Origin of the sequence: uncultured Porphyromonas sp., assembly GCF_938023125.1 — a bacterium.
In the GTDB taxonomy this organism is placed as follows: Bacteria; Bacteroidota; Bacteroidia; order Bacteroidales; family Porphyromonadaceae; genus Porphyromonas.
Map to the genome: position 1 here is coordinate 144,961 of NZ_CALHDW010000018.1, position 24,523 is coordinate 169,483.

The following is a 24,523-nucleotide window of genomic DNA, read 5'->3' on the forward strand; positions in this document are numbered from 1 at the left end:
ACTCTAATATACCTCAGTTATTGTGTACTTAAGGTCAAAGAAACCATTTTCTATTCGCTGATAGGTATCTTCTCTTTCATGTTTCAACACACCAGAAAAACGCCCACAAATGAGACCTTCCAAGGGGACATGCTTAGTCACCTCAAAGGAAATCTCATTATCCTCAGAAGACCATTCCCCTAAAATAACATATCCTTTTGCCACGAATGACGCTTGATCTACATTCTCCTCTGATAGATGTATACATATAGCAGAGTACGAATTATTGTATTTCTTTCCCTTCCTCCACGACATCCAAAAGATTTCACTTTCAACAATGCCATTTATCTTCGTCTTTTCCATATTACACACCCAAGGTGGAGCTTGAAAGATTGATTGACGCATTCCCTCTTTGGGAAAGACATAGGGTTTGCCATCCAATTCAAAGGCAACGATATTGGCACCCGTCTCGGTGCGTGGGGGCATTCGACTAAAGAAGAGGGAATCTTCGTCAATATCATATTTGGGTTTGCCACCTATACGAAGACAGCTAGAGAGGGCGGCTTGCAGGAACAGGAAAACAACTATTCCTAAGGCTGTAATTCGAGTACTACGCATAATGTTTCTTTTTTGTCAGTGTGTTCTGTCCTGCCAAATCTACAAAAAAAATCAAAAACGCAAGCTATTGGCAAAGGAAGTCAGATGTTTTCCTTAGTAACCTAGTAAAGGCTACCGACATGCGTGCTCGTTGCGAGCCCCGGTACAACATCCACACAGAGGCAGGGCCTCCCCTCCACTCCCCTACAAAAAAAGGTCTCCCTTCCCGACGCATTAGGAAGGAAGACCTATTACCCTAGGAGATAAAAGATTTTCCTAGAGAAGTGCAGACTCTCGGTCTACACGATTTCACTCAGATGAAGACGTTAAAAGAAGGTTGTCAAACCAATAGATGTGGTGAGTGAGTTAGATGTATTCGTGCGATATCTTGAGGGGTATCTGCTGTGGAGATACTGAAGCCCCAGGTTAACACCGACATGCTTATTGAGCATCAAAACACCGCCAGCGCCAACGCCCATGCCAAAGCCATTAAGGCTAACACCATAGGAAGATACTCCTACATACCCTACTTGGCCTCCAATATAGGGAATAAAGCTTTTCCCCTGATTGAAATAGTAGGTCATCGTGGGCATGACTGAGTAAACTACAGAGCTTGCAGAGGAAACGTAGAATATATTTCCATTCAAGCCAAGTGCCAAATTATCGGCAACAAAGCCTCCAAAAGAGGGTGAAAAGGAGAATACGAACTCTTCGCTCGAGCCTGAGTTAAACGTGGTCTGGAAGGAGAGCTGAGAGGCTCCCGTAAGGAAATAGTGTCCTCGTCTCGTTTGAGCGTTAACACTTTGTACTGTAAGACTTCCGAGGAAAAGGGTAGCTACAAGAGCTAATGCAAATTTCTTCATACTACAAGGTTTGGTTTATTTCTCTAGGGAACACAACGCTTGGTTCCGGGGGCAAAGATATAAAACAAATTGACTTATCTCCTCGGCAAGAGGTTTCCTATACTTCTTCGACTTACTTTAACACTTAGAGCAAGACAAAGGCGAGAGGAAAAAACCTCTCCACACAAAGAAAAGAAACCAAGAAACTCCAACCCTTGTAAGCCTGCCATTCACCAGCCAAAAAGCGGAGCGAAACAGGTCTAAAACGTGCGCACTCTAGGCCTATTTTTCTCTGTTTCTCAGGCAGATTCGCCCCTCACTTCCAAGCAGAAGGGGATCGCTTTTTCACCCAGAGAGAAAAAAGAAATCCCCCTAAAGAGCATTTCCATACTCTCTAGGGGGAAGTGTTTATCGCAACCTATGCGCTTCCTCTTGGGTGGGGACTAGTCTCCCTCAGAATGGCGCACAGTGCGAGGGTTATTTTGATCTAAGCGATTCTCTTACTTAAGGGGGATAAGAGAATTAATTAGCTCATCATCAGCAAGGAATGGCATGGTGATATGGTAGCCATCGGCGTGCGTCTTGTTAAATTCGGCACTCGTCTCCATAGCGTGCTCATTGCGAGCCCAAGCACGACGAGCTACACCGCCCATTACGTCCCAAGTCATGGCCGAGCGAAGGATGTTGTCTACGCGCTCACTACCATCGAGTACCATACCAAATCCACCATTGATAGACTTACCAATACCTACGCCACCGCCATTGTGCAAAGCAATAAGGCTCATACCACGAGCCGCATTACCGGCAAAGCATTGTACAGCCATATCGGCCATTACGTTACTACCATCGCGGATATTGGAGGTTTCGCGGAAAGGAGAGTCCGTACCGCTCACGTCGTGGTGGTCACGCCCGAGCATGATGGGGCCTACTTCGCCATTACGCACCATTTCGTTGAAGCGCAAAGCAATAGCCAAACGCCCGGCAGCATCTTGGTAGAGGATACGAGCTTGTGTTCCTACCACGAGTTCGTTTTTCTCTGCATCGCGGATCCAGATGTAATTGTCACGGTCTTGCTCACGACGATCGGGGTTAATACATTCCATAGCTGCGGCATCCGTCTTGCGGAGATCCTCAGGCTTATTGGTAAGGCATACCCAACGGAAGGGGCCATATCCGTAGTCGAATAGCTCGGGACCCATAATGTCTTCTACATAGCTAGGCCAGATGAAGCCGTCCTTATCGTCTACACCATTACGGCTGATCTCGGTAATACCGGCATCGAAGCAGCTCTTCATAAAGGCATTACCATAGTCGAAGAAGTAGGTACCACGGGCAACGAGTGCTTTGATAGCCTCGAAGTGACGGTGCAAACCTTTGTCTACCTCTTCTTCAAACTTAGCACGGTCTTCTTTGAGAAGGCGAGTGCGTTCCTCAAACGAGAGGGTTACGGGGCAGTAGCCACCTTCGTAGACAGCATGGCAGCTTGTCTGGTCAGAAAGGAGGTCGATATGGATATTCTTTTCGATAGCGTAGTCCAAAAGATCCACCACGTTACCATGGTAAGCAATAGAGCAAGCCTCGCCCTTCTTTTGCGCCTCGAGTGCCATACGGAAAGCCTCTTCGCGGCATTCGGTGCGGTGCTTTACCCAGCCTTGTCCGTGACGTGTATCGATACGGCTCGAATCCACCTCTGCGGTAATGCTCACAGCTCCGGCAATATCGGCAGCCTTAGGCTGTGCACCACTCATACCACCGAGACCGCTGGTAACGAAGAGTTTGCCTGCCAAGTTGCCCCCTGTGGGGATGTGAAGTTGCATACGTCCTGCGTTAAGCAGCGTGTTGAAGGTGCCATGCACAATCCCTTGCGGACCAATGTACATCCAACCTCCTGCGGTCATCTGACCATAGTTGGCAACCCCCATCTGAGCGGCAATCTCCCAATCTTTGAGGTTGTCGTAGAGCCCAACCATCATTGAGTTTGTGATGATAACACGGGGTGCGCTGGGGTGAGAAGCAAACAAACCTAGAGGGTGACCGCTCTCAATAACGAGTGTTTCGTTCTCAGTTAGTTGCTCTAGATACTTGATGATGAGACGGTACTGAAGCCAGTTTTGGCACACCTGACCCGTCTCACCATAGGTTACTAATTCATAGGGATAGAGAGCTACATCGAAAGAAAGGTTATTCTGAATCATAACCTGGAAAGCCTTCCCTTCCAAACAACGGCCCTTGTAATCATCTATCGAAGTAGCCTTGAGGTCCCCCTCCGGACGGAAGCGGTAACCATAGATTTTACCACGAGTTTTTAATTCTTCGAGGAACTCGGGAGCCAACTGAGCATGTAACTCACGAGGCACGTAGCGAAGAGCGTTGCGCAAAGCAACACGTGTTTGTGCGGGCGTCAAGCGGAAGCCGCGGTCGGGAGCACGACGAATCCCTTCGATAAACGAGGGATAAGCGGGCAACGTAGCGTCTAAAGTAAAAGATCTTGTACTATTTTCCATATGATGAAAGTAGAATAATTATACTCAATTTGTGAGGACTAAGTCCATAAGATGATCCCAAGGGTCACTTGGCAAACTTGGTAATAAACGATAACGGAAAGTAACTCCTATCAACTGAGCCTGTGGGGCTTTTTGTAGGAAGCGATCGTAGTAGGCTTTTCCACGCCCGAGGCGCACCCCCTCGGCTGTAAAGGCTACCCCCGGCACGATGATTAGGTCGAGGAGCATGGGATCTACGGCATCTTCTCGAGCCTGAGTAGGCTCTTTAATGCCAAAAGCTCCCCCCTCTTGCAGTTTTTCCGGATTGTACGAATAGAAAGCGATAGTCTCGGCATCCTCTACTCGAGGGATGAAAAACTCCTTATCCCCGGGTGCCGCCAAAAGGCTCTGCAGGCTGGGCTCGTCCGGCAACGCCTCATAAAGACCTATACGACGTGCCTTCTGCCACATCTCTGTTGCCAGCAAAGCCTGAACAATACTCTGCGCTGCCTCGGCTCGGTAGGCATCTGTCAGCGTCAGTTTATTAAGCTGACGTAGAGCAACCCTAATATCTTGTTTGGATCCCTGCATGAGTCTAGATTGTGGTACAAATATACTATAGTTTGAAGGATTTGCGGGCAGCCTCCAGCATTGCATCCGAAGCATAGTAGACTCGATAAAACGCCTCCACACCTAGGATATACTGGGAGATTTGGGCATAAAGCACACGACGAATCAGATCTTTGCTCTCGTAGAGCATACCCGGGCGTAGCTCAATCCCTTTTTCCGAAGCAAAGCGAGCGTAATCGGCCACTAGGGAAGTGTTATCATCCAAATAGTCCACAATGGCACCGGCACTCCCCAGAGAAGAAAGGGCGCCTCGGTGGCTATCGGCATAGAGGAAGGCAAACTCCGTCATGGTGCCGCTCTCCACACAACGCAAATAGTAGCTGTTGACTCCCACGCTATCGGCCGGAACGATGAGGTCGGGCATGATGCCAATACCCCCATAAACGGTGCGTCCCTTGTCCGTTTTATAGCGAGGTGCCTTGCTGAGCCTTAGGCTATCCATTTGGTTGCCGAAGGTCTCGCCGGCCTCAAATCTTCGCTGGAGGTCGAGTTGATAGTCCATGCCATCGCCTAACGTGTAGCTCTTTTGGATGCAACGGCCCGAGGGCGTATGATAGCGAGCGATGGTAAGGCGGAGCTGCGAACTATCGGGGAGGTAAAAAGCCGTTTGCACCAAGCCTTTACCAAAAGATCGCCGTCCCACGATTGTTGCGCGGTCGTGATCCTGCATAGCCCCCGAGAATACCTCACTACTCGAAGCTGAAAATTCATTGATAAGAATGGCCACTGGGAGCGTTTGTAGTACGCCATTGCCATTGGCTTTGTACTCCTCACGAGGATAGGCCTTACCCTCCGTGTAGACAATGAGCTGCCCCTCTTTAAGAAATTCGTTGGAGAGACGAATCGCCGGTTCTAGATACCCTCCGGCATTGTCTCGTAGGTCTATAATAAGGTTGCGTAGCCCTTCTCCACGCAACTTTGTGTACTTGTCTAGGAACTCTGCGACCGTATTGCGCGACCACTGAACGATGCGGATCACACCGGTGGAATTGTCGAGCATATAGCCCACATCCACGCTGTGAATGGGCACCTCGCCACGCACCACCTTCTTCGCAAGAGACTGCCCCTTGCGCAGGAGCTGGAGAGAAACGACAGAACCCTCTTCGCCCAACAAAATGCTTCGTACGGAGTCGGGGGACATTTTTTGCCCCACCAAAGAACGTGTGCCGGCCTTTATAATGCGGTCTCCGGCTTGCAAACCGGCTCGCTCGGAGGGACCTCCGGGTAAGACTTCGATCACTACGGGGGTGTCAATCAGGGTATTAAAGGAGATGCCAATACCGCAGAAGCTGCCATTGAGACGCTGGTTTTCCAGGTCGCTCTCCTCTCTGGGGATATAGGCCGAGTGTGGGTCTAGCTCCTCTACCAGCTTGGGGAGGAGGCGCATCTGCAGCTCTCGCACATCTATCGAGTCTACATAATGCTCAGAAATCAGCTCCAAGACCTGATCTATGGGGCTGAGACTACGGATAAAGGCAGGGCGGAAAAATGGGGAACGAGTGGCAACCATCCAACTCAACAGCCCCCCAAAAAGTATCCCCAATAGGGCTACAATTACAATCGTAAACGAGGAGAATCTCTTTTTCATATCCCCTTATATAGCGTATTTGCTAAAGTCACACACTCTCTTTGTCCGGAGCTACAAACTCCACTTCGATGCCCGCCCTTCTCAGCAGGTCTATCCCATCGGTCAGCCGATACTCCTCACCATAGACCACTCGCCTTATCTTGCTTTGGATGATGAGTTTGGCACATTCCACACAAGGGGAGGCCGTAATATAAATAGTAGCGCCATCGCTATTATTGCCCGAGCAGGCTACCTTGGTAATGGCATTTGCCTCAGCGTGGAGCACGTAGGGCTTGGTAAGGCCACTCTCATCCTCACACACATTCTCAAACCCTGAGGGAGTACCGTTGTAACCATCAGATATAATCATCTGATCTTTAACGATAAGAGCACCCACTTTTCTGCGGGTGCAATAGGAGTTTTCCGCCCAGATACGCGCCATCCTCAGATAGCGTTTGTCGAGTACTAATTGCTTGTCTTCTTGTTGTTCCATAGGTGTGGGAATCGTTGCTTATCCCGTTCTTACGATTTTTCTGCTGCAGAAGTAGTGACAAATAGTTAATCCACCACACCCCTCTCTCCTTAGTGGACGCCTTGGAATTGTGTGAGGAAACGCTTGTCGTTTTCGGAGAAGAGACGGAGGTCTTTTGCTCGATACTTGAGGTTGGTGATACGCTCTACCCCCAAGCCAAAGGCGTAGCCGCTGTACTCCTCGGGGTCTATTTCGCTCTCACGAAGCACATTCGGATCGACCATACCGCAGCCCAAGATCTCTACCCAACCGGTGTGCTTACAGAAGGCACAGCCCTCTCCTCCACAGATATTACAGCTTATATCCATCTCGGCACTTGGCTCCGTAAAGGGGAAGTAACTCGGGCGCAAACGGATTTGCGTATCGGGGCCGAATAGCTCACGAGCAAAGTAGAAAAGCACTTCGCGAAGGTCGGCAAACGAAACATTCTTATCGATATAAAGCCCCTCAATCTGATGGAAGAAGCAGTGCGCACGAGCCGAAATCGCTTCGTTGCGATACACACGCCCCGGACAAATAACACGTATAGGAGGCTTAGAGTTTTGCATCACACGCACCTGCACCGAAGAGGTGTGCGTACGCAATAAAACATCCGGATTACGCTCCACAAAGAAGGTATCCTGCATATCGCGGGCAGGGTGATCCGGAGCAAAATTGAGGGCGGAGAAAACATGATAGTCGTCTTCGACCTCCGGCCCCAAGGCGATACTAAATCCTAGTTTTGCGAAAATCTGTATAATCTCCTCACGCACTAGGGTCAAAGGATGACGCCCTCCGATACCGGCGGGATAGGCCGAACGCGAAAGATCGAGATGCTCAGTCGCCTCCTCCGTTTGTAGGGCATCACGCAAAGCATTGATGTGCTCTGTGGCCAGCGTCTTCACCTCATTGATAAGTGCTCCCAAGGTGCGTTTTTCTTCGTTGGGCACGCTCTTAAATTCCTCAAAGAGAGAAGGGATAATCCCTTTCTTGCTGAGATACTTAATGCGTAGCGCCTCCACTTCTTCGTGGCTCTTGGCCTGCTGTGAGCGCACCTCCTCTTGGAGGGCTTTGATTTTTTCTGCTAAAGACACGTGCTTTGCTTCTATTATGAGAGAGTTTGAAATCCTTCTATTATACCATGTGGGGCGGGCAAAAGAGTGCGATACGCCCGGGGCGAAGAGGGTGAGACAAACGGCTGTTCCTCTCTTCTTTTATGGGCATCGCCTCTCCCCCCTTAGAGACGATATAAATCAAAGACTCGGAGGGATCCTCTCCATCTCTCCGGGCATCTGTAGAGCACAGCTGCACTATCCACAGACGATCCCTCCGAGTTTTTTTTTGAGAATTTGGTGCTATGGCCTCGTGGCTATCACGGCCTCGAAGCCATATCTACACCCTATTGTCTCGCTTAGGCGTTTACCTTAGCCATGTGAGCGATGAGGCAGAGTATCTTATTAGAGTAGCCCCATTCGTTGTCGTACCAAGATACAACCTTTACAAACTTATCGGTAAGGGCGATACCGGCCTTAGCGTCGAAGATAGAAGTGTGGGGGTCTGTGGTAAAGTCGGTAGATACCACCATTTCGTCGGTATAACCGAGGATACCCTTGAGTTCGCCTTCCGAAGCCTTCTTAACGGCAGCGCAAATTTCGTCATAAGTAGCACCCTTCTTGAGGCTTACCGTGAGGTCTACTACAGATACGTCCATTGTGGGAACACGGAACGACATACCCGTAAGTTTGCCATTAAGCTCGGGGATAACCTTTCCCACAGCCTTAGCAGCACCCGTAGAAGAGGGGATGATGTTGCCCAATGCAGAGCGACCACCGCGCCAGTCCTTATTGCTGGGGCCGTCTACTGTTTTCTGTGTAGAAGTAGCAGCGTGTACCGTAGTCATAAGCCCCATTTCGATGCCAAAGTTATCGTTAAGCACCTTTGCAAGAGGAGCAAGACAGTTTGTTGTACAAGAAGCATTAGATACAAACTGAGTACCCTTCTTGTAAGTATCGAGGTTTACACCCGTTACAAACATAGGGGTATCATCCTTAGAAGGAGCAGACATTACCACGTACTTAGCACCAGCCTTGATGTGCCCTTCGCTCAACTCTTTGGTCAAGAAACGTCCTGTAGACTCAACCACATAGTCAGCACCTACAGCACCCCAATTGATGAGGGCGGGCTCTTTTTCGGCGGTAACACGGATCTTGCGACCATTCACCACAAGCATACCATCTTCTGCACTTACAGTGCCTTCAAACTTCCCGTGCACTGAGTCGTACTTGAGCATGTACGCCATGTAATCTACCTCGATGAGGTCGTTAATAGCTACAACTTCGATGTCGTCTCTGAGAAGAGATGCTCTGAATACAAGACGACCGATTCGACCAAAACCGTTAATACCTACTTTAATCATAATGCTTTCTATTTAGTGTATGAAATATCTTTTCCACAGAGCCTAGGCGAGAAGGATGGCATTCGGATTCTCCAATCCACACCATCGCAACGATCTGCCACAGCCGCCATACGAACTGCGACACAAGTACCTATTGCTCTCCCCACAAAGGTACTAAATCTTTAGTGACCAAGCCACCCCCAAGCCTCGGATAAGGAAAAAATAAACTCCCTTAGCACAAGGGCTAAAAAGACTTTCTCCCAAAAGAGAGGAGAGGTGAGTTTTTGCAAGGCAGCACGATGGGGAGAAAATATACAATCCTTTGCCCTGTACAACTCCTCTCAATTGCGGGAGATAGCGTATATTTGCGGTAGATATCCGAGTAATCTTTCAAGATTCAACAAAATGACACCCGAGGAGCAATTAGCATTACTCTACCAAAAGTTTCCGGAGGTAAATGAGCAACAGCGTGAGCAGTTTGCCGCCCTCTGGGATCTCTACACAGACTGGAATAGCAAGATCAATGTGATCTCGCGCAAAGATATAGACAACCTCTATATGCACCATGTGCTACACTCTCTTGGGATTACAACCATGCTACACTTTACGGCAGGGAGCCATGTGATCGATGTAGGTACCGGGGGCGGATTCCCGGGCATCCCGCTGGCAATACTTTTCCCCGAGGTGCAGTTTACCCTCGTGGATAGCATTGGCAAAAAAGTACGTGTTGCCCAATCAGTTGCCGACTCTCTAGGCTTACAAAATGTCACAACACATCATATCCGTATAGAGGAACTTCGGGAGAAGTGCGACTTTGTAGTGACCCGTGCCACCATGCTTTTGGGAGAGCTCGTCAAACTTACTCGCCACCTTTTTTCTCCGGAAGGGCACAATGCCCTCCCTAATGGCATCATTGCCCTCAAGGGCGGCAACCTAGATGGCGAGTGTGCAGCCTATAAAAATAGAGTGATCGTAGAGGATCTCTATCCCTTCTTCTCGGATGAATACTACGAAGAGAAGCGAGTGCTTTACCTCCCCATGCAGTGATATTCTCAAAAAAATTATGGCTTTAGAAGTACATTCCTTCAGCTTCAATTTCGTGCAGGTCAACACCTATCTATTGGTGGACACAGCCACACGAGAAGCTGCTATTATAGACTGTGGGTGCATGTCTCCCGCCGAAGAAAAGCTACTCTCTTCTAAGGTAGAAGAGCTCAATGCTACCCCCACCCTACTCATTGCAACTCACCTGCATTTCGACCACGTGTGGGGCGTACCCTTTGCGGCTCAGAAGTGGGAACTTACCCCTCGTGCTCACCGTGTAGAGATCGAGTTGATGCCTCCCTTCGACGAACAAATGCGTATGTTTGGGATGCCTCCCTCGCCCGAGCGTCACGACCTCCCCTACCAACCCCTTGAGACGGGCGAGAGGCTAAAGCTAGGCGAGACTCTCCTGGAGGTTCTCTTCGTGCCGGGGCATACCCCGGGGCATGTTGCCTTTTACGAGCCTCGGCAGCACCTTCTATTCGCCGGCGACGTACTCTTTGCCGGAGGCGACATAGGGCGTACCGACCTACCGGGAGGGAGCTACACCACTCTTATTAATAGTATCAAAACGCAGTTAATGCCCCTCCCCGACGATACCATTGTCTACTCGGGGCATGGACCCCAGAGCTCCATAGGTTTTGAGCGGGAGGCGAATAGCTATATCCGCTAGCCCTACCCTCGTAGAGAGCATCTATGGAGATGAGATCAGATCTATCCCACAATGCCGAGCATATCGGCACCTATCCTCAAGAAAAGAAATACTATAAATCATAATAGTCAGTATGGATACAAATAAGTTTTCTGTGCGGCACATGGGCATCTCAGACAAGGATTTACCCGAGATGCTTGCAGCCGTTGGAGTAAAGTCTGTAGACGAACTCATGCACCAAGTCTACCCCGAGAATATTTTTCTCAAGGAGCAGATCGACATCCCCGAAGCCATGACGGAGCGAGAGCTTGCAGAGCATCTTGCAGAGCTTGCTTCTAAGAACAAACCCTTCACTTCTTATATAGGTCAGGGGTGGTACGACACGGTTACTCCGGCTCCCATCCAGCGCAATGTGCTCGAGAACCCCGTTTGGTACACCTCCTACACACCCTATCAGGCGGAAGTTTCGCAGGGTCGCCTTGAGGCGCTTTTCAACTTCCAAACGGTGATCAGCGAACTTACATCCCTCCCGCTTACCAACTGCTCGCTCCTCGACGAAGCAACAGCCGGAGCTGAGGCTGCCATGCTACTATTCAACGAACGAAGCCGTGCGCAAGTAAAAGCCGGAGCCAATACCATCTTTGTGGATAAGCGCGTATTTGAGACCACCCAAGCCGTAATCCGCACACGTGTAGAGCCCCAAGAGATGAAGCTCGTAGTGGGCGACTACCAAACCCTCGAGTTCACCCCCGATATTTTTGGAGTTATCATACAATATCCCGACTCGGTAGGGGCCATCAACAACTACGAAGATTTTGTAGCCAAAGCCAAGGCTAATGGCTCTATGGTTGCCGTGGCTGCCGACCTTATGAGCCTCGTGATGCTCACCCCTCCGGGAGAGTGGGGCGCTGATATTGTTTTCGGCTCGGCTCAACGTTTTGGTATCCCCATGTACTTCGGCGGCCCCTCTGCCGGTTACTTGGCTTGCCGTATGGAATACAAGCGCGAGATACCCGGACGTATCATTGGTATCTCTAAGGATGCTTACGGGCACCCCGCTTACCGCTTGGCACTCCAGACTCGTGAGCAACACATCAAACGCGAGAAGGCAACCTCAAATATCTGTACAGCACAAGCACTTCTTGCCACAATGAGTGGATTCTATGCCGTGTATCATGGTGCCGAAGGGCTCAGAAACATTGCTCGCCGCATCCATAGCTATGCCGGCTATTTGGCTGCAATGCTCGAGAAGCTCGGCTACAAGCAGTACAACAAAGACTACTTCGATACCCTTATCATTGGGCTACCCGAGGGGGTAAGCATGGAGCGCCTTCGTGAGGTTGCTCTCGACTGCCGCATCAACCTTCGCTACTTCACTTGCTGCACCTGTGTAGGTATCAGCATTGACGAAACCACTCTACCCTCCGATTTGGGTGTACTCGGTTATGTTTTTGCAGAGGCTGCCGGCAAAGAGGCTCCCGAAGTGGACAATGTACCCCAAGATACGCTCTATGTGGATAAGAAGTGGCAACGCACAAGCGACTTCTTGCAGCACGAGGTATTCAACAGCTACCACACAGAAACGGAGCTAATGCGTTATATCAAACGCCTCGACCGCAAGGATATTTCGCTCGCACACTCTATGATTTCGCTCGGCTCTTGCACCATGAAGCTCAATGCCGCAAGCGAACTCTTTGCCCTCAGCAACCCTTACTTCGCCAATATCCACCCCTACGCTCCCGAAGATCAGGTAGAGGGATATACCGAAATGCTCGACAACCTTGCCGAGTACCTCGCGAAGATCACGGGCTTCGACGCTACGTCTCTCCAGCCCAACTCGGGTGCAAGTGGCGAGTACACGGGGCTACGCACCATCCGCACTTACCTCGAAAGCATCGGGCAGGGGCATCGTGATGTAGTGATCTTACCGGCATCTGCCCACGGAACAAACCCTGCAAGTGCCGTACAATGTGGCTATAAGACCGTAATTGTAAAGACCGACGAGCGAGGCAATGTAGACTGGGAAGACTTTATGGCACAGACCGAAGCCCACAAGGATCAGATCGCAGCCATGATGATTACCTACCCCAGTACACACGGTATCTTCGAGACCAACATTATAGACCTATGCCAACGTATCCACGACTGTGGCGGGCAGGTTTATATGGACGGAGCCAACATGAATGCCCAGGTAGGCTATACCAACCCCGGCTTCATCGGGGCGGACGTATGCCACCTCAACCTACATAAGACCTTCGCTATCCCCCACGGTGGTGGTGGCCCCGGTGTAGGTCCTATCTGCGTACGCGCCCACCTCGCTCCGCATCTCCCCAAGCATGTAGTTCGCTTTGGCGATGGCAGCAACCAAGTATCCGCAGCACCCTACGGCTCAGCCGGGGTACAGGTGATTACCTACAGCTACATTCGTCTCCTCGGTATTGAGGGACTTCGTGAAGCTACGGCTATCGCTATCCTCAATGCCAACTACATGGCATCACGCTTCAAAGACACCTACGGCATCGTCTATACCGGTGCTACGGGACGTGTTGGGCATGAGCTCATCCTAGAGTGCCGCAAGGTAAAAGAAGAGACCGGAGTAGACGAAAACGATATCGCTAAGCGTCTGATGGACTTTGGCTACCACGCTCCTACGCTCTCTTTCCCCGTACATGGTACGCTTATGATAGAACCCACCGAGAGCGAAAGCAAGGCCGAACTCGACCGCTTCTGTGAGGTAATGGATTGCATCTACCAAGAGGCTCAAGAGATCGCCCAAGGTAAGGCTGATAAAGAAGACAACGTGCTCAAGAATGCACCTCACCCCCAATACGAAATTGTGGCTGACGAGTGGAAGCACAGCTATTCGCGCCAGAAGGCCGCTTTTGCCCTCCCCTTCTTGCAGGATAATAAGTTCTGGATCAATGTAGCTCGGGTAGACAACGGCTACGGAGACCGTAACCTCGTGCCCACGATGTGCGCTTGCGATGAGTTCTTTGCGAAGCTCAAAGAGGAGCAAGACAAGTAATTCTCTCCCACTTTCTCCCCTACTTTGCTACATAAAGTAGGGAGAGAATCTATAAAACATAGCCCACTAGAGGAAATCCTTTAGTGGGCTTTTTGTGCGCCAAGGCACACTTATGAAAAACGAAATATAGGATCTCTCTGAGCTACAAAGGCGGCAAGAGGGCGGCACTTCTTCTGGGGAAGTAAAGCCTCGCCGGTGGTAGCCGCTGAGATTAGAGGTCGTCTTCTATGGAAGCACTCTTGGCATAAGCACTCGGCTTTGCCTCGAAGAAGTCGGTCTTGATTAGGTTCGAATTGCTGTACTGCGATACCCAACTCATGCTCGCAGGCTCCTCTTCGTGCCCCGGGAATATCACCCCAAGACCCAAATTGGCACTGCGCAAATTCGCTAGATACATAATATAGTCACTCACCATTTGCGAGGTAAGGCCTTCTATCTCGTCGCCAATTACGTACTTACCCCAAGCGATCTCTTGCAAAGCACCCTCCCGAATCATCTCTAAGAACTCCGCCTCACGCTCGGGCGTGAATAGCTCGGGTTGCTCTCGCCTTAGCTCTAGTATCATAGAGCGGAAGAGCCACAGGTGGGTATTCTCATCGCGGTTGATGTAGCGAATCTCCTGCACCGAACCCGGCATCTTACCCATGCGCCCGAGGTTGTAGAAGAACATAAATCCCGAATAGAAATAGACCCCTTCGAGGATATAGTTTGCGACCATTGTACGCGCCAGTTGATCGGGGGTTTTGTGGAGCTGGAAGTCGTTGTATATATCCCCAATGAACTTATTTCTCCGCAAGAGATGCTCATCATCACGCCACTGGTATAGGATAGAAGTACGCTCCTCGGGCGAACAGATCGTATCGAGCATATAGCTGTAACTCTGCGAGTGAACCGCCTCTTGGAAGGCTTGGATCGTAAGGCAGAGGTTTACCTCATTGGCCGTAATGTATTCGCCTACATTGGGCAGATTGGCCGTCTGGATGCTATCAAGGAAAATCAGAAACGAGAGTATCTTGTCGTAGGCCGTCTTCTCGGCTTTGCTCAAAATGCGGTAGTCTTTGACATCCTGACTGAGGTTAATCTCCTCGGGGATCCAGAAGTTATTCATCGCCGTGCGGTACCAATTCGATACCCACGGATACTTTATGTTGTTGAAGTCGTTTAGGTTGGTCGTATTACCATTGATGAGCCTACGCTTCGAGAGCTCTATATCGCCATGCTCGTTAAAGAGCGCCTTCTTTTTGAGATCCATAAGAGGGAATGTATTTATGTGAGGGGAACGGATTTGTTAAGCCGAACAGGTTTCGCACGTCTCCACTTCTAGGGCGAGACTACGGATATAGTAGAGGGTCTTTACCCCCTCGTGCCAAGCACGGAGGTAGAGATCGCGGATGCCTCCAAAGGTAATATCTTGGGTTATATAGAGATTGACGCTCTGGGACTGATCGAGGTGGTGCTGACGAATACCGGCTGCATCCACCACCCATTTCTGATCGATCTGATGCGCTGTTTTGTAGAGCCAGAAGGTCTCGTCGGAGAGATCCGGAGCCACACGTGGCACAATCGAACCCTTCTTTTCTTCGAGGAAGAATCGGTTCATAATGGGGTCGATACCAGCCGTTGTACCGGCAATGATAGAGGTCGAACTTGTGGGAGCAATCGCCATGAGATAGGCGTTGCGCATCCCCAACTCTGCCACCTGTGCGGCAAGTTTTTGCCATCGTTCGCTCGTGTAGTTGCGCTTTGCAAAGTATTGCCCCGTTTGCCAGTCACTCCCCTCAAAGCGAGCATATTGCCCCTTCTCGGCAGCGAGGAGAGATGAAGCCTCTATCGCATAGTAGTTGATTTGCTCGTATAGCTTGTCCATAAAGCTGAGGTGCTCTTGGCTCTCCCAGGCAATACCGCGCTTAGCAAGTAGATGGTGATAGCCGCTACTACCCAACCCAATGGGGCGCATCTTTAGGTTCGTAATCTCGGCGTAAGGGATAGGGTAGAAGTTGAGATCGATCACGTTGTCAAGAGCTCGAACGATGGTATGCACCGTGTCTCGCAACTCGGTTGCACTCTCTGTATCGATATTCCCCAATACGAGAGACGCCAAGTTGCAAACTACGAAATCGCCGGCAATAGTCTTCTCGATAACCACCTCTTCGCCCTCTTCCAGCACTACAGTCTGCTGCTTGAGGCGGATCTCGCTCTGCGATTGAGCAATCTCGCTACAGAGGTTGGAGCAATAGACGATACCGCAATGGCCGTTGGGATTCATGCGGTTCACTGTATCCCTATTGAATATAAAAGGAGTACCGGTCTCTACTGCACTCTTGATGATAAGGCGCAGCATATCTTTGATGGCAATGGGGCGTTTGGCCAATCGGCTGTCTTGCAAGCACTCCTTGTAGCGGCGTGTCCACTCATCGCCCCAGTAGTCTTCGAGAGCATACCCCTTAACCGAAAGCACCTCGTGAGGGCAGAGCATATACCACGTGCTGTTGGGGTCCTCTTCCAGCTGTTGCCAGAAGAGATCCGGGATACAAACACCGGGGAATACGTCGTGTGCCTTCATGCGGTCATCCCCATTATTGGTACGAATCTGAAGGAACTCCGGCATATCTCGATGCCATATATCAAGGTAGAGGGCAACAGAGCCTTGGCGCACGCCCAACTGATCCACTGCAATGGCGGTATCATTGGCGAGCTTCACCCACTTGAGCACTCCGCCTGCCACACCCTTAAAGCCTCGTATATCGCTCCCTACGGCACGCACCTTACCCAGGTAAATACCCATGCCACCTCCGTACTTAGAGACTTGGGCAAAGTTGTCTATCGTGCGGTAGATACCGATAAGATTATCCGGCATCACATCGATAAAACAACTCGAGAGCTGACTGAGGGGCTTACGAGCATTGCTCATTGTGGGCGTTGCCATAGTCACCTTCAGTTGGGAGAGAATATCATAAATCTTCGTCGCCCATTGCACCCTATGCCGCTCGGGCATCGCTAGGTGCATGGCAATACCCATAAACATCTCTTGGGGACTCTCTAGTATAATATGGTCGCTAGAGTGAATTAGGTATCGCTTGGCAATAAGATGTAAACTGCTATAGGTCAAGAGGTTGCTACGACTGTTGTCTATTACTTTGGCCAGTTCGTCAATCTCCTCTTTGGTGTAATGCTCTAGAATATAGCGGCCATAAAGCCCCTCTTCTGTGAGGAACTTGATCTTTGCATAAAAGCCCGATAGATGGTACTTCTCTTCCACTTTTTCTAAGCCCTTACGCAGCTCTAACCCTAGGAACCGTGCCGCTATAAACTCCCATTTGGGAGCCTCGGGGGTAATCAACTCCACAGCAGCCTTGGTGAGCATCTGCAACGGCTCTGCCCCCTCTTTGTAGAAGGCATAAAACTTAGCATAGAGGAGATCTAGGGCATAAGCCGCACCCGTGTACTGCTCTTGCAGCTCTTTGAGTAGGGAAATGACCTCCTCATCGGTAATAAACTGGCGGAAGCGATTGACCACCTCACGCGCTTCGCTGTGCTTCGTTCGATAGAGGATATAAGCCTTGGCCACCTTATAGTAGCCACTAGCCATCAAGCGCGTTTCTACAATATCTTGCACCATTTCCACCTCCACAGCTTCGGGGGAGCCAAGCTCCGCTAAGATGCTTTCGCACAGAGCATTAAGCTCTGCCGTGGTAACACGTGTTTCGGTTGCTCGGAAGGCTCTACGCAGAGCGTTTTTGATCTTCTCCACAGAGAAAGATTCGACTTGCTTATTTCGCTTAATTATCTTCATCGAATGGGTCCTATATTTGTAACAAAGGTACTTCTAACTCCCCCCTCCTCGTATAGACAAAATCTATCGCTACATAAAAAGAAAGAATATAAAACAGCCTCCCATAACGCGATGTGGGTATTGCAGCATTGTGGAAAATCAAGTACTATTGCAGCCTAAAATAGAGATGCACTTGTATGAGCAATCAAAAGAACGCCTATGCCAAGCTGATGAATCGATACGACGATGTCCTTACGGGGCGACGCTGGTGGTCGTGGCTCTATATGCATGGTATTTGGCACACAGACGACAAGCAAATAGCACGCGAAGTACTCGCTACACTCCCCGACGACTTCTCGGGGAAACTCCTTGACGTACCCATAGGCACTGCCGTATTCACCCATCAAAAATATAGTTTGCTCAAGCAAGCCCATATCGTTGGACTTGACTACTCCCCCCAGATGCTGGAGATTACCCGAGCTCGCTACAACGGAAAAATACCCCACAATCTAGAGTTAGTACAAGGCGATGTGGGTGCCCTCCCCTTTGAGGATGCCTCCTTCGATGCCGTACTATCCATGAATGGGATCCATGTCTTCCCCGATAAGGAGCGTGCCCTTAGCGAAATGTATCGTGTGCTAAAGCCCGGAGGGATTTTCTTTGGATGCCTATATGTAAAAGGGATGCGCCCGGTGGCAGATTGGTTTGCACGCAACATACTAGAGAAGAAGGGGTTCTTTATGCCGCCCTACTTCACCCCTACGGAGTTTCACGAGCGACTCACCGCACTCTATGGATCCGAGGTAGAGGTCAAAGCACCCTGCTCCGTTGCCACCTTCCGCTGCACGAAGAGATAGCTCCCTCAACCCCAGCACCTCCAACTTCTCTAGCCGCTGGAGGGACACATTAAAGGGCTAAAAGAAATAAGAAAAAAGGCCCCTGATAAATGCCACCTATCGGAACTACAATCCGATTCCTGCATCTATCAAGAGCCCTCTCTTGTTCCGTATGAGTATACTAAAATCGGGATATGTAAGCTATGGCGGCCAGAAACATTCTGTGTTTCAAGGCCTTTCTCTTCTAAGGATACAAATATAGCAGAAGCGAATACGGCCTTTCCCTATTTCCTCTTCTTAACTATCAAGTTTATTAAGAACAAGATCACAATAGCCCCGATAGCCCCTGTCAAGATGGAAGCAATCCAACCTTCACCAAGAGAGATATTAAATACGGATCCTAAAAGCCAGTAGCCCACGCCACTTCCGAGAAGACCAACAATGATATTCCCGATAAGTCCTAATCCACTGCCTTTGTAGATAGTTCCGCCTAACCATCCCGCGATGGCTCCAATAATAAGTGTTGCAATAATACCCATAAACTTCAACATTAACTTGGGAAGTAAAGGTAAGAACAATTATCCACAAAACAAATTGTACAACGGCCAGAATCAGGCGCAACGGCAAGAGAAATGAGTTTGTTGAGCAATACAACACGCCAGAAAGTCGGGAACTGCTTGCCTGAAATAAAAAAAGAAATCAGCCGGAAAGGGAGTCCTAAACCAGCTGAAAAAGTTTTACAAATCAGGGAAGAAAAAATCCAAAACCAGGTAGCGAACGAAAAAGCCCTCCCCCCGAAACTATCGGAGGAGGGCTTTCGTTATAATTTGGGATGCGTGGCAAGGCCCTCATCCACGAGGGAGAGAGGGAACGCAATCATATCTAGAAGGGGAGAAAAATGCGGGGGTTTTCTCTTTTACCGTCTAAGCACTTCGTCTGCCGAGCGCACCTGCAAGCTAGGGCTTAGGTAGTAGCGAGGCTGAGGCCGGAAGGTGCTATCGCCTACCGAAATGGGGAATTGGGGCGACACCACGCCCGACAAACGCACCAGCAAGGCCGGTACTTCTGTTGCACTTATCGGCATTTGGCGATTCCTGCTGAGAGTGGCAAGGAGTGGACCATTGCGCTTGGCGTAAGCCTCATTATAGGAGACGAAAAGCGGAACTTCTAGCTCATCCTTTAATGGGAACTCAGAACCATGTAACTTGTGCTGTGGATTGATCTCTCCCAACCCTTCGCCATGATCGGGGATGTACACGAGTACGGCAGGACGAGACAGAGCCTCTATTGAGGCTATCATTTGATCCAAAAGATAGTCGGTATAACGAATGGTATTATCGTAACTATTGATCCGTTCCTCTTGGTGCATGCGGTTGAGCGACTCTATCGAACGTAACCCACGAGTAGTGGGCCGGAAGACGTCAAACTTCTCCGGACAACGTGCATCATAGCTGAAGTGACTGCCCAAGGTATGCACCACGGCAAAGGCGGCTTTATTACTCCGCACAACGGATCGCAGATAGCCCTCTAGGCGTGGAAGCAAAATCTCATCGTACGAAGAGAGGCTATTAACCTCCTTACCCGAATAGTAATGATAGTCAGTTTGCTCCAGCCCCGCCTGCACCACCGAGAAGTCGGAAGCCTGATTCCCAATCCATGCGGTGGAGAAACCAGCCTTGCGAAATAGATGCATAAGAGAGCCCTCGTGCTGCCAACGCATAAAGTCTTCCGGTTTAGAGCGGCTAATCAGCATAGGTATAGAGAGGGAGGTGAGGTCGGCTCCCGATGCCACATCTTCGAAGAGAATAATCCGAGATCTCTTCGAGAGAAGAGGATTCGTCTCTCGCTCGTAGCCCATTAGTTGCCAGTGCGAGGCGTTGCCGGTCTCCCCTATTACAAATATCACAATAGGGCGATCCGTGCCATAGGCAGGCGTAGTGGTAACCTCCAAGTTGCCCTCCCCAATGCGGGAAGAGTAGAAGAGCTCTCGCCTCCGTACCCGTAAATAAGAAGCTGTGCTGTAGAATATATCGTAGGGAAATACCTTGACGTACTTTGCAAACGTAGAAGAAGCGGCAGAGTCGATTCGCTCCAACGCCGGTTCATCGGAAGCAGAAACGGGAAATCCTTTGGCGAAAATAATCACAGAATAGAGCACAAAGGAGCCTGCAATGCTACCTCGCACCCATTTGGAGATAGGCTTATTCCCCCTACGCCAGGAGAGCCAAGCCCAGAGGTAAATAGCCCAAACGACCAGCACAATAGCGCCTATCAAAAGATACATCCCCCCCAATTCGCTCGCCTCTCCTGCGTTGGTCTGGAAAGTGGCTTGTATCAAACCAAACGAAACGGGAGAGCCGGCAAGAATGAGAGAAGCCAGCTCCGCCGGGAAAAATAATTGGCATACCGCCCCCAGCCACGGGGCATATTTTCGTCCGCCAATGGAGGCCAACATCCCCACCAATAGGGCAGCTAGCACAAGGATAGCGAGCAGACTATACCCGCTAGAGCGCACCTCTTCGTCTGCCCAAACGATCCCAATCATCGGAGCAAAACACAAAAAACCCATCACCCCGAGGGCTACATAGGGGGGCAAATAAGGGATGTGCCGAGAGAGTTTCTGCCAACAAAAAGACTTCATGGGTGTGTATTTATGCTACACGTAGATGGGTACTACTTCGCCAACGCTTGGTTGGGAGCCATCTGCAACATATCCTGCGGTACAGAGGCACATATAGTACTGGCGAAGGCATCCAGCAATGAGGTGCGGACAAAATCGCTTCTGAAGGCCAAATGAATGGCACGCACGGGGCGAGGGATCGCAAAGGGGCGTACCAGCGAGCGTTGGTCTGTACCCAAATAACGCTCTGCCAACTTGGGAATAAAAGTCATCCCCTGCCCCCCCTCTACAAGGTGCATAAAGGAGAGGAGATTGCCCTCCGAATAGCGAATAGCGCGCTTGGCACTGGCCGATAGTTGGCAGTAACGCACCAACTGATCGCGGAAGCAATGCCCTTCATCAAGTAGCCAGAGACGAGAAGCATCCACCTCACTACTACGCACTACCGACGAGCAATAAATCTTTTCGTTGCGGGAGACATAGCCCAAAAACTCTTCGTAAAACAAGAGGCGGTATTGCATCCCTTCTACCTCGGGCGCACTTGCTATGATGGCCATATCTATACTGCGCTCTTGCAAGGCCGCAAGGCATTGACTCGTCTTAAGCTCCACAATTTCGAGTTTGAGATTCTTGAAGCGGGCTTTCCATTTGGGCAACACCAAGGGAATAAGATAGGGAGCAATTGTGGGCAAGACCGCCAGGGTAAAGCTGCCCGATAGGGTATCTCGGCTCTCGGCAATGAGCTCCTCAATGAGGGCCGATGCGCCCAACGTCCGCCGTGCTTGCTCTATCACCTTTTCTCCAATAGCCGTAGGTTGTACGGGTTGTCTCTGGCGATCAAAAAGTTGTACCCCCAACTCCTCTTCGAGGCGTTGTATCATGGTACTCAACGTAGGTTGCGTTACGTTACAAGCAGCCGCGGCTTTGGCAAACTGACGATGCTTGTCGAGGGCAACCAAATACTCTAGCTGTTGGAGGGTCATAGCAAAGAAAGATTTAGTTGTTGGGGACTTTTCTGCGCTTTAGATAGTGTTTTACAATTAAAATCGCTAGTACTAAAGCGACGAGTGAGAGCAGGGTAAAGCCTATCTCATGGCTGTACTTGGTAACCTGCTCCACGAGCTGTTCCTTGGTATCTATGCCCGGCACCATGGAGGGAAGGAAGTATCCCATAAGGAAAAGGATGGTATTCCAGATGCCGGCACCAAGCAACGTATAAAAAAGGAATGCGGGAAGAGGCATTTTTGCCACCCCTGCCGGGATGGAGATAAGCTGGCGAATCCCCGGCAAGAGACGCCCTATAAACGTAGAGACAGCTCCCTTTTTATCGAAATACTGCTCGGCTTTGATCAGCTTAGCTTCACTCAGCAAAAGAGCATGCCCCAAGCGACTATTCACAAAGCGATAGACAAGGGGGCGCCCCAACCAGAGGGCTAAGTAATAATTGATGAGGGCACCGGCTACAGCTCCCAAGGAAGAGGCCAGCACAACGCCCCACGAAGAGAGCTCGCCGGCTCGGGCCAGATACCCAGCCGGAGGCACCACCACCTCACTAGGGAACGGGATGAAACTGCTCTCGATGGTCATCAAGAGGAAGATCGTTCCATAGTTGAGATGCTCTAGGCACCAAGCGATAAAAGAAAGGTCTTGCATCCCTAGGAGGTACTATTTTTTAGTAGCAATCTTACCCCAAGTATCCTTGAGGGAGGTTGTACGATTGAGGATAAGACGCCCCTCTTTTGCCGTATCCTTATCGACTACGAAGTAGCCAATGCGTTGGAATTGGTAGTGAGCGCCTACAGCGGCATCGTGCAAGAAGGTCTCCACTTTGGCATGAGGCAATACCTTCAAACTCTCGGGGTTGAGTAGCTCTGCCAGCTCTTTCCCCTCCACACTTGAGGGATCTTCGTCTAAGAACAGATGGTCGTAAAGACGCACCTCAGCATCCATAGAATGCGCAATAGAGAGCCAGTGGATGGTACCCTTTACCTTGCGATTGCTACCGGGGAGACCGCTACGCGTCTCAGGATCATACTCGGCATATACCTCGAGAATGTTGCCATCAGCATCTTTTTTGCAGCCGGTGCAGCGTACGATATAGGCATTCTTCAAACGCACTTCTCCCCCGGGGGTGAGGCGGAAATACTTCTTAGGAGCATCCTCCATAAAGTCGTCTCGCTCGATCCAGAGCTCACGAGAGAAGGTGATAACGTGGCTACCCGATGCAGGATCTTCGGGGTTATTGATGGCCTCAAAGTCCTCTGTTTGCCCCTCGGGATAGTTGGTAATGACAAGTTTGATAGGGTCGAGTACCCCCGATACACGCGTAGAAATGCGGTTAAGATCTTCGCGTACAGCGTGCTCTAGGAGGGCTACATCGATCATACCATCGTACTTGGTATAGCCGATGCTATCAATAAAATTGCGGATCGCCTGAGGGGTATAACCACGGCGACGATAGCCACAGATTGTAGGCATACGGGGGTCGTCCCAACCTGCAACGAGCCCCTCTTTTACGAGAGCAAGTAGCTTACGCTTACTCATCATCGTGTGGGTTAGATTGAGTCGATTGAACTCATACTGACGCGGACGATAGTCGCTATCCTGAGGCTTTAATAGGTCTATAAAATAATCGTATAGGGGACGGTGGGGTACAAACTCGAGTGTACAGATAGAGTGCGTTACCCCCTCGAAGTAGTCGCTCTGCCCATGGGCAAAGTCGTACATGGGGTAGACGTTCCATGTATTCCCCGTGCGATGGTGCGGATGTTTGATGATACGATAGATAATTGGATCGCGGAAGTGCATGTTGCTCGATGCCATATCGATCTTGGCACGAAGGGTCATTGCGCCCTCGGGGAACTCACCGGCATTCATGCGATGGAAGAGGTCGAGACTCTCCTCTCTGGGGCGATCCCGATAGGGACTTGCCACCCCGGGCTCTGTAGGCGTCCCCTTTTGTTTGGCAATATCCTCGGCACTCTGCTCATCTACATAGGCGTGCCCTTCCATAATCAGCCGCTCGGCAAAAGCGTAGAGCTGCTCAAAATAATCGGAGGCATAGTATATATTGCCATACTCAAAGCCGAGCCAATGGATATCCTCTTTGATGGAGTCTACATACTCCACGTCCTCCTTAATGGGATTTGTATCATCGAAGCGCAGATTGCATACCCCTCCGTACCGCTGAGCAATACCAAAGTCTATGCAAATAGCTTTTGCATGCCCAATGTGCAGATAGCCGTTGGGTTCGGGTGGGAAGCGCGTCTGCACGCGACCCTCATTAAGCCCTTCGGCAAGGTTTTGCTCCACAATTTGCTCCACAAAATTAAGGGAGCGTTTTTCTTCTTTAGGCTCTTCAATAGGAAGAGCAGGGGCATTTTCGTTCATCTTTCTATACCGGCTACGATAGGATATAATGCCACAAAGATAGTAAATAGAACGTTTGGGGCTACCTTCTCCTACCCTTCCCTCGCATCTTCTCTCGAGCAAGAGGTGGGGATAAGGGAGTGGCATCGCCAAGGATCCTGGGCCCCGAGGGAGAGGAGAAGAGGTCGGTCTACCCTTAGC

The 24,523-nt window shown here is 50.2% G+C and carries 19 protein-coding genes; 4 read left to right on the plus strand and 15 right to left on the minus strand.

Features of this window, described 5'->3' with window-relative positions; translation table 11 throughout:
- Positions 1 to 3: 3 nt before the first annotated feature.
- The 8 genes from Q0090_RS06735 to gap all read right to left on the minus strand — a co-directional run bounded on the left by Q0090_RS06735 (position 4) and on the right by gap (position 9,025).
- Entirely contained in the window at positions 4 to 597 is a 594-nt protein-coding gene (locus Q0090_RS06735; RefSeq protein ID WP_297949023.1) for a hypothetical protein, read from the minus strand.
- Between the two features lie 305 nt (positions 598 to 902).
- Positions 903 to 1,439: a hypothetical protein gene (locus Q0090_RS06740; protein ID WP_297949024.1), complete on the minus strand. Its 537-nt coding sequence runs from the start codon at positions 1,437 to 1,439 to the stop codon at positions 903 to 905.
- Between the two features lie 479 nt (positions 1,440 to 1,918).
- Complete coding sequence (locus Q0090_RS06745; RefSeq protein ID WP_297949027.1) at positions 1,919 to 3,922, minus strand: urocanate hydratase; 2,004 nt, start codon at positions 3,920 to 3,922, stop codon at positions 1,919 to 1,921.
- A 24-nt stretch (positions 3,923 to 3,946) separates the two neighbouring features.
- Positions 3,947 to 4,492, minus strand: coding sequence for a 5-formyltetrahydrofolate cyclo-ligase (locus Q0090_RS06750; protein WP_297949029.1), 546 nt, complete (start codon positions 4,490 to 4,492; stop codon positions 3,947 to 3,949).
- A 25-nt stretch (positions 4,493 to 4,517) separates the two neighbouring features.
- Positions 4,518 to 6,119: a S41 family peptidase gene (locus Q0090_RS06755; protein WP_297949033.1), complete on the minus strand. Its 1,602-nt coding sequence runs from the start codon at positions 6,117 to 6,119 to the stop codon at positions 4,518 to 4,520.
- A 28-nt stretch (positions 6,120 to 6,147) separates the two neighbouring features.
- Positions 6,148 to 6,591: a dCMP deaminase family protein gene (locus Q0090_RS06760; protein WP_297949035.1), complete on the minus strand. Its 444-nt coding sequence runs from the start codon at positions 6,589 to 6,591 to the stop codon at positions 6,148 to 6,150.
- Positions 6,592 to 6,680: 89 nt separating this feature from the next.
- The gene (gene pheS / locus Q0090_RS06765) at positions 6,681 to 7,703 is read right to left on the minus strand and encodes a phenylalanine--tRNA ligase subunit alpha (RefSeq protein WP_297949037.1); all 1,023 of its coding nucleotides are present in this window, start codon (positions 7,701 to 7,703) and stop codon (positions 6,681 to 6,683) included.
- A 317-nt stretch (positions 7,704 to 8,020) separates the two neighbouring features.
- Complete coding sequence (gene gap / locus Q0090_RS06770) at positions 8,021 to 9,025, minus strand: type I glyceraldehyde-3-phosphate dehydrogenase (RefSeq protein ID WP_297949039.1); 1,005 nt, start codon at positions 9,023 to 9,025, stop codon at positions 8,021 to 8,023.
- Between the two features lie 384 nt (positions 9,026 to 9,409).
- Here gap and rsmG point away from each other — a divergent pair, with 384 nt between their 5' ends.
- The 3 genes from rsmG (at position 9,410) to gcvP (ending at position 13,725) form a co-directional block, all read left to right on the plus strand.
- Positions 9,410 to 10,051 carry a 16S rRNA (guanine(527)-N(7))-methyltransferase RsmG gene (gene rsmG / locus Q0090_RS06775; RefSeq protein ID WP_297949041.1) on the plus strand — a complete coding sequence of 214 codons (642 nt, stop codon included), beginning with the start codon at positions 9,410 to 9,412 and terminating at the stop codon, positions 10,049 to 10,051.
- 16 nt (positions 10,052 to 10,067) lie between these two features.
- The gene (locus tag Q0090_RS06780; RefSeq protein WP_297949043.1) at positions 10,068 to 10,721 is read left to right on the plus strand and encodes an MBL fold metallo-hydrolase; all 654 of its coding nucleotides are present in this window, start codon (positions 10,068 to 10,070) and stop codon (positions 10,719 to 10,721) included.
- A 112-nt stretch (positions 10,722 to 10,833) separates the two neighbouring features.
- On the plus strand, positions 10,834 to 13,725 hold the full coding sequence (gene gcvP / locus Q0090_RS06785; RefSeq protein WP_297949045.1) for an aminomethyl-transferring glycine dehydrogenase: 2,892 nt from the start codon (positions 10,834 to 10,836) through the stop codon (positions 13,723 to 13,725).
- Positions 13,726 to 13,936: 211 nt separating this feature from the next.
- On the opposite strand, the gene Q0090_RS06790 is transcribed toward gcvP, so the two are convergent.
- Both Q0090_RS06790 and Q0090_RS06795 read right to left on the minus strand, forming a co-directional pair.
- Positions 13,937 to 14,977, minus strand: coding sequence for a ribonucleotide-diphosphate reductase subunit beta (locus tag Q0090_RS06790; RefSeq protein WP_004333130.1), 1,041 nt, complete (start codon positions 14,975 to 14,977; stop codon positions 13,937 to 13,939).
- Positions 14,978 to 15,013: 36 nt separating this feature from the next.
- Complete coding sequence (locus Q0090_RS06795) at positions 15,014 to 17,518, minus strand: ribonucleoside-diphosphate reductase subunit alpha (RefSeq protein WP_297949049.1); 2,505 nt, start codon at positions 17,516 to 17,518, stop codon at positions 15,014 to 15,016.
- Positions 17,519 to 17,694: 176 nt separating this feature from the next.
- On the opposite strand from Q0090_RS06795, the gene Q0090_RS06800 reads away from it, so the two are divergent.
- A complete protein-coding gene (locus tag Q0090_RS06800) occupies positions 17,695 to 18,354 on the plus strand; it encodes a methyltransferase domain-containing protein (RefSeq protein ID WP_297949052.1) in 660 nt (219 codons plus the stop codon).
- Positions 18,355 to 18,617: 263 nt separating this feature from the next.
- On the opposite strand, the gene Q0090_RS06805 is transcribed toward Q0090_RS06800, so the two are convergent.
- From Q0090_RS06805 to Q0090_RS06825, 5 genes are all read right to left on the minus strand, one after another.
- Entirely contained in the window at positions 18,618 to 18,872 is a 255-nt protein-coding gene (locus tag Q0090_RS06805) for a GlsB/YeaQ/YmgE family stress response membrane protein (protein ID WP_040580449.1), read from the minus strand.
- A 377-nt stretch (positions 18,873 to 19,249) separates the two neighbouring features.
- Positions 19,250 to 20,974 (minus strand): phosphoethanolamine transferase, encoded by a 1,725-nt coding sequence (locus tag Q0090_RS06810; protein ID WP_297949055.1) that lies wholly within the window; start codon positions 20,972 to 20,974, stop codon positions 19,250 to 19,252.
- A gap of 32 nt (positions 20,975 to 21,006) precedes the next feature.
- Positions 21,007 to 21,936 (minus strand): hydrogen peroxide-inducible genes activator, encoded by a 930-nt coding sequence (locus Q0090_RS06815; RefSeq protein ID WP_297949058.1) that lies wholly within the window; start codon positions 21,934 to 21,936, stop codon positions 21,007 to 21,009.
- A 13-nt stretch (positions 21,937 to 21,949) separates the two neighbouring features.
- Positions 21,950 to 22,606, minus strand: coding sequence for a DedA family protein (locus Q0090_RS06820; protein WP_297949060.1), 657 nt, complete (start codon positions 22,604 to 22,606; stop codon positions 21,950 to 21,952).
- Positions 22,607 to 22,618: 12 nt separating this feature from the next.
- Positions 22,619 to 24,343: a glutamine--tRNA ligase/YqeY domain fusion protein gene (locus Q0090_RS06825; RefSeq protein WP_297949062.1), complete on the minus strand. Its 1,725-nt coding sequence runs from the start codon at positions 24,341 to 24,343 to the stop codon at positions 22,619 to 22,621.
- Positions 24,344 to 24,523 lie beyond the last annotated feature (180 nt).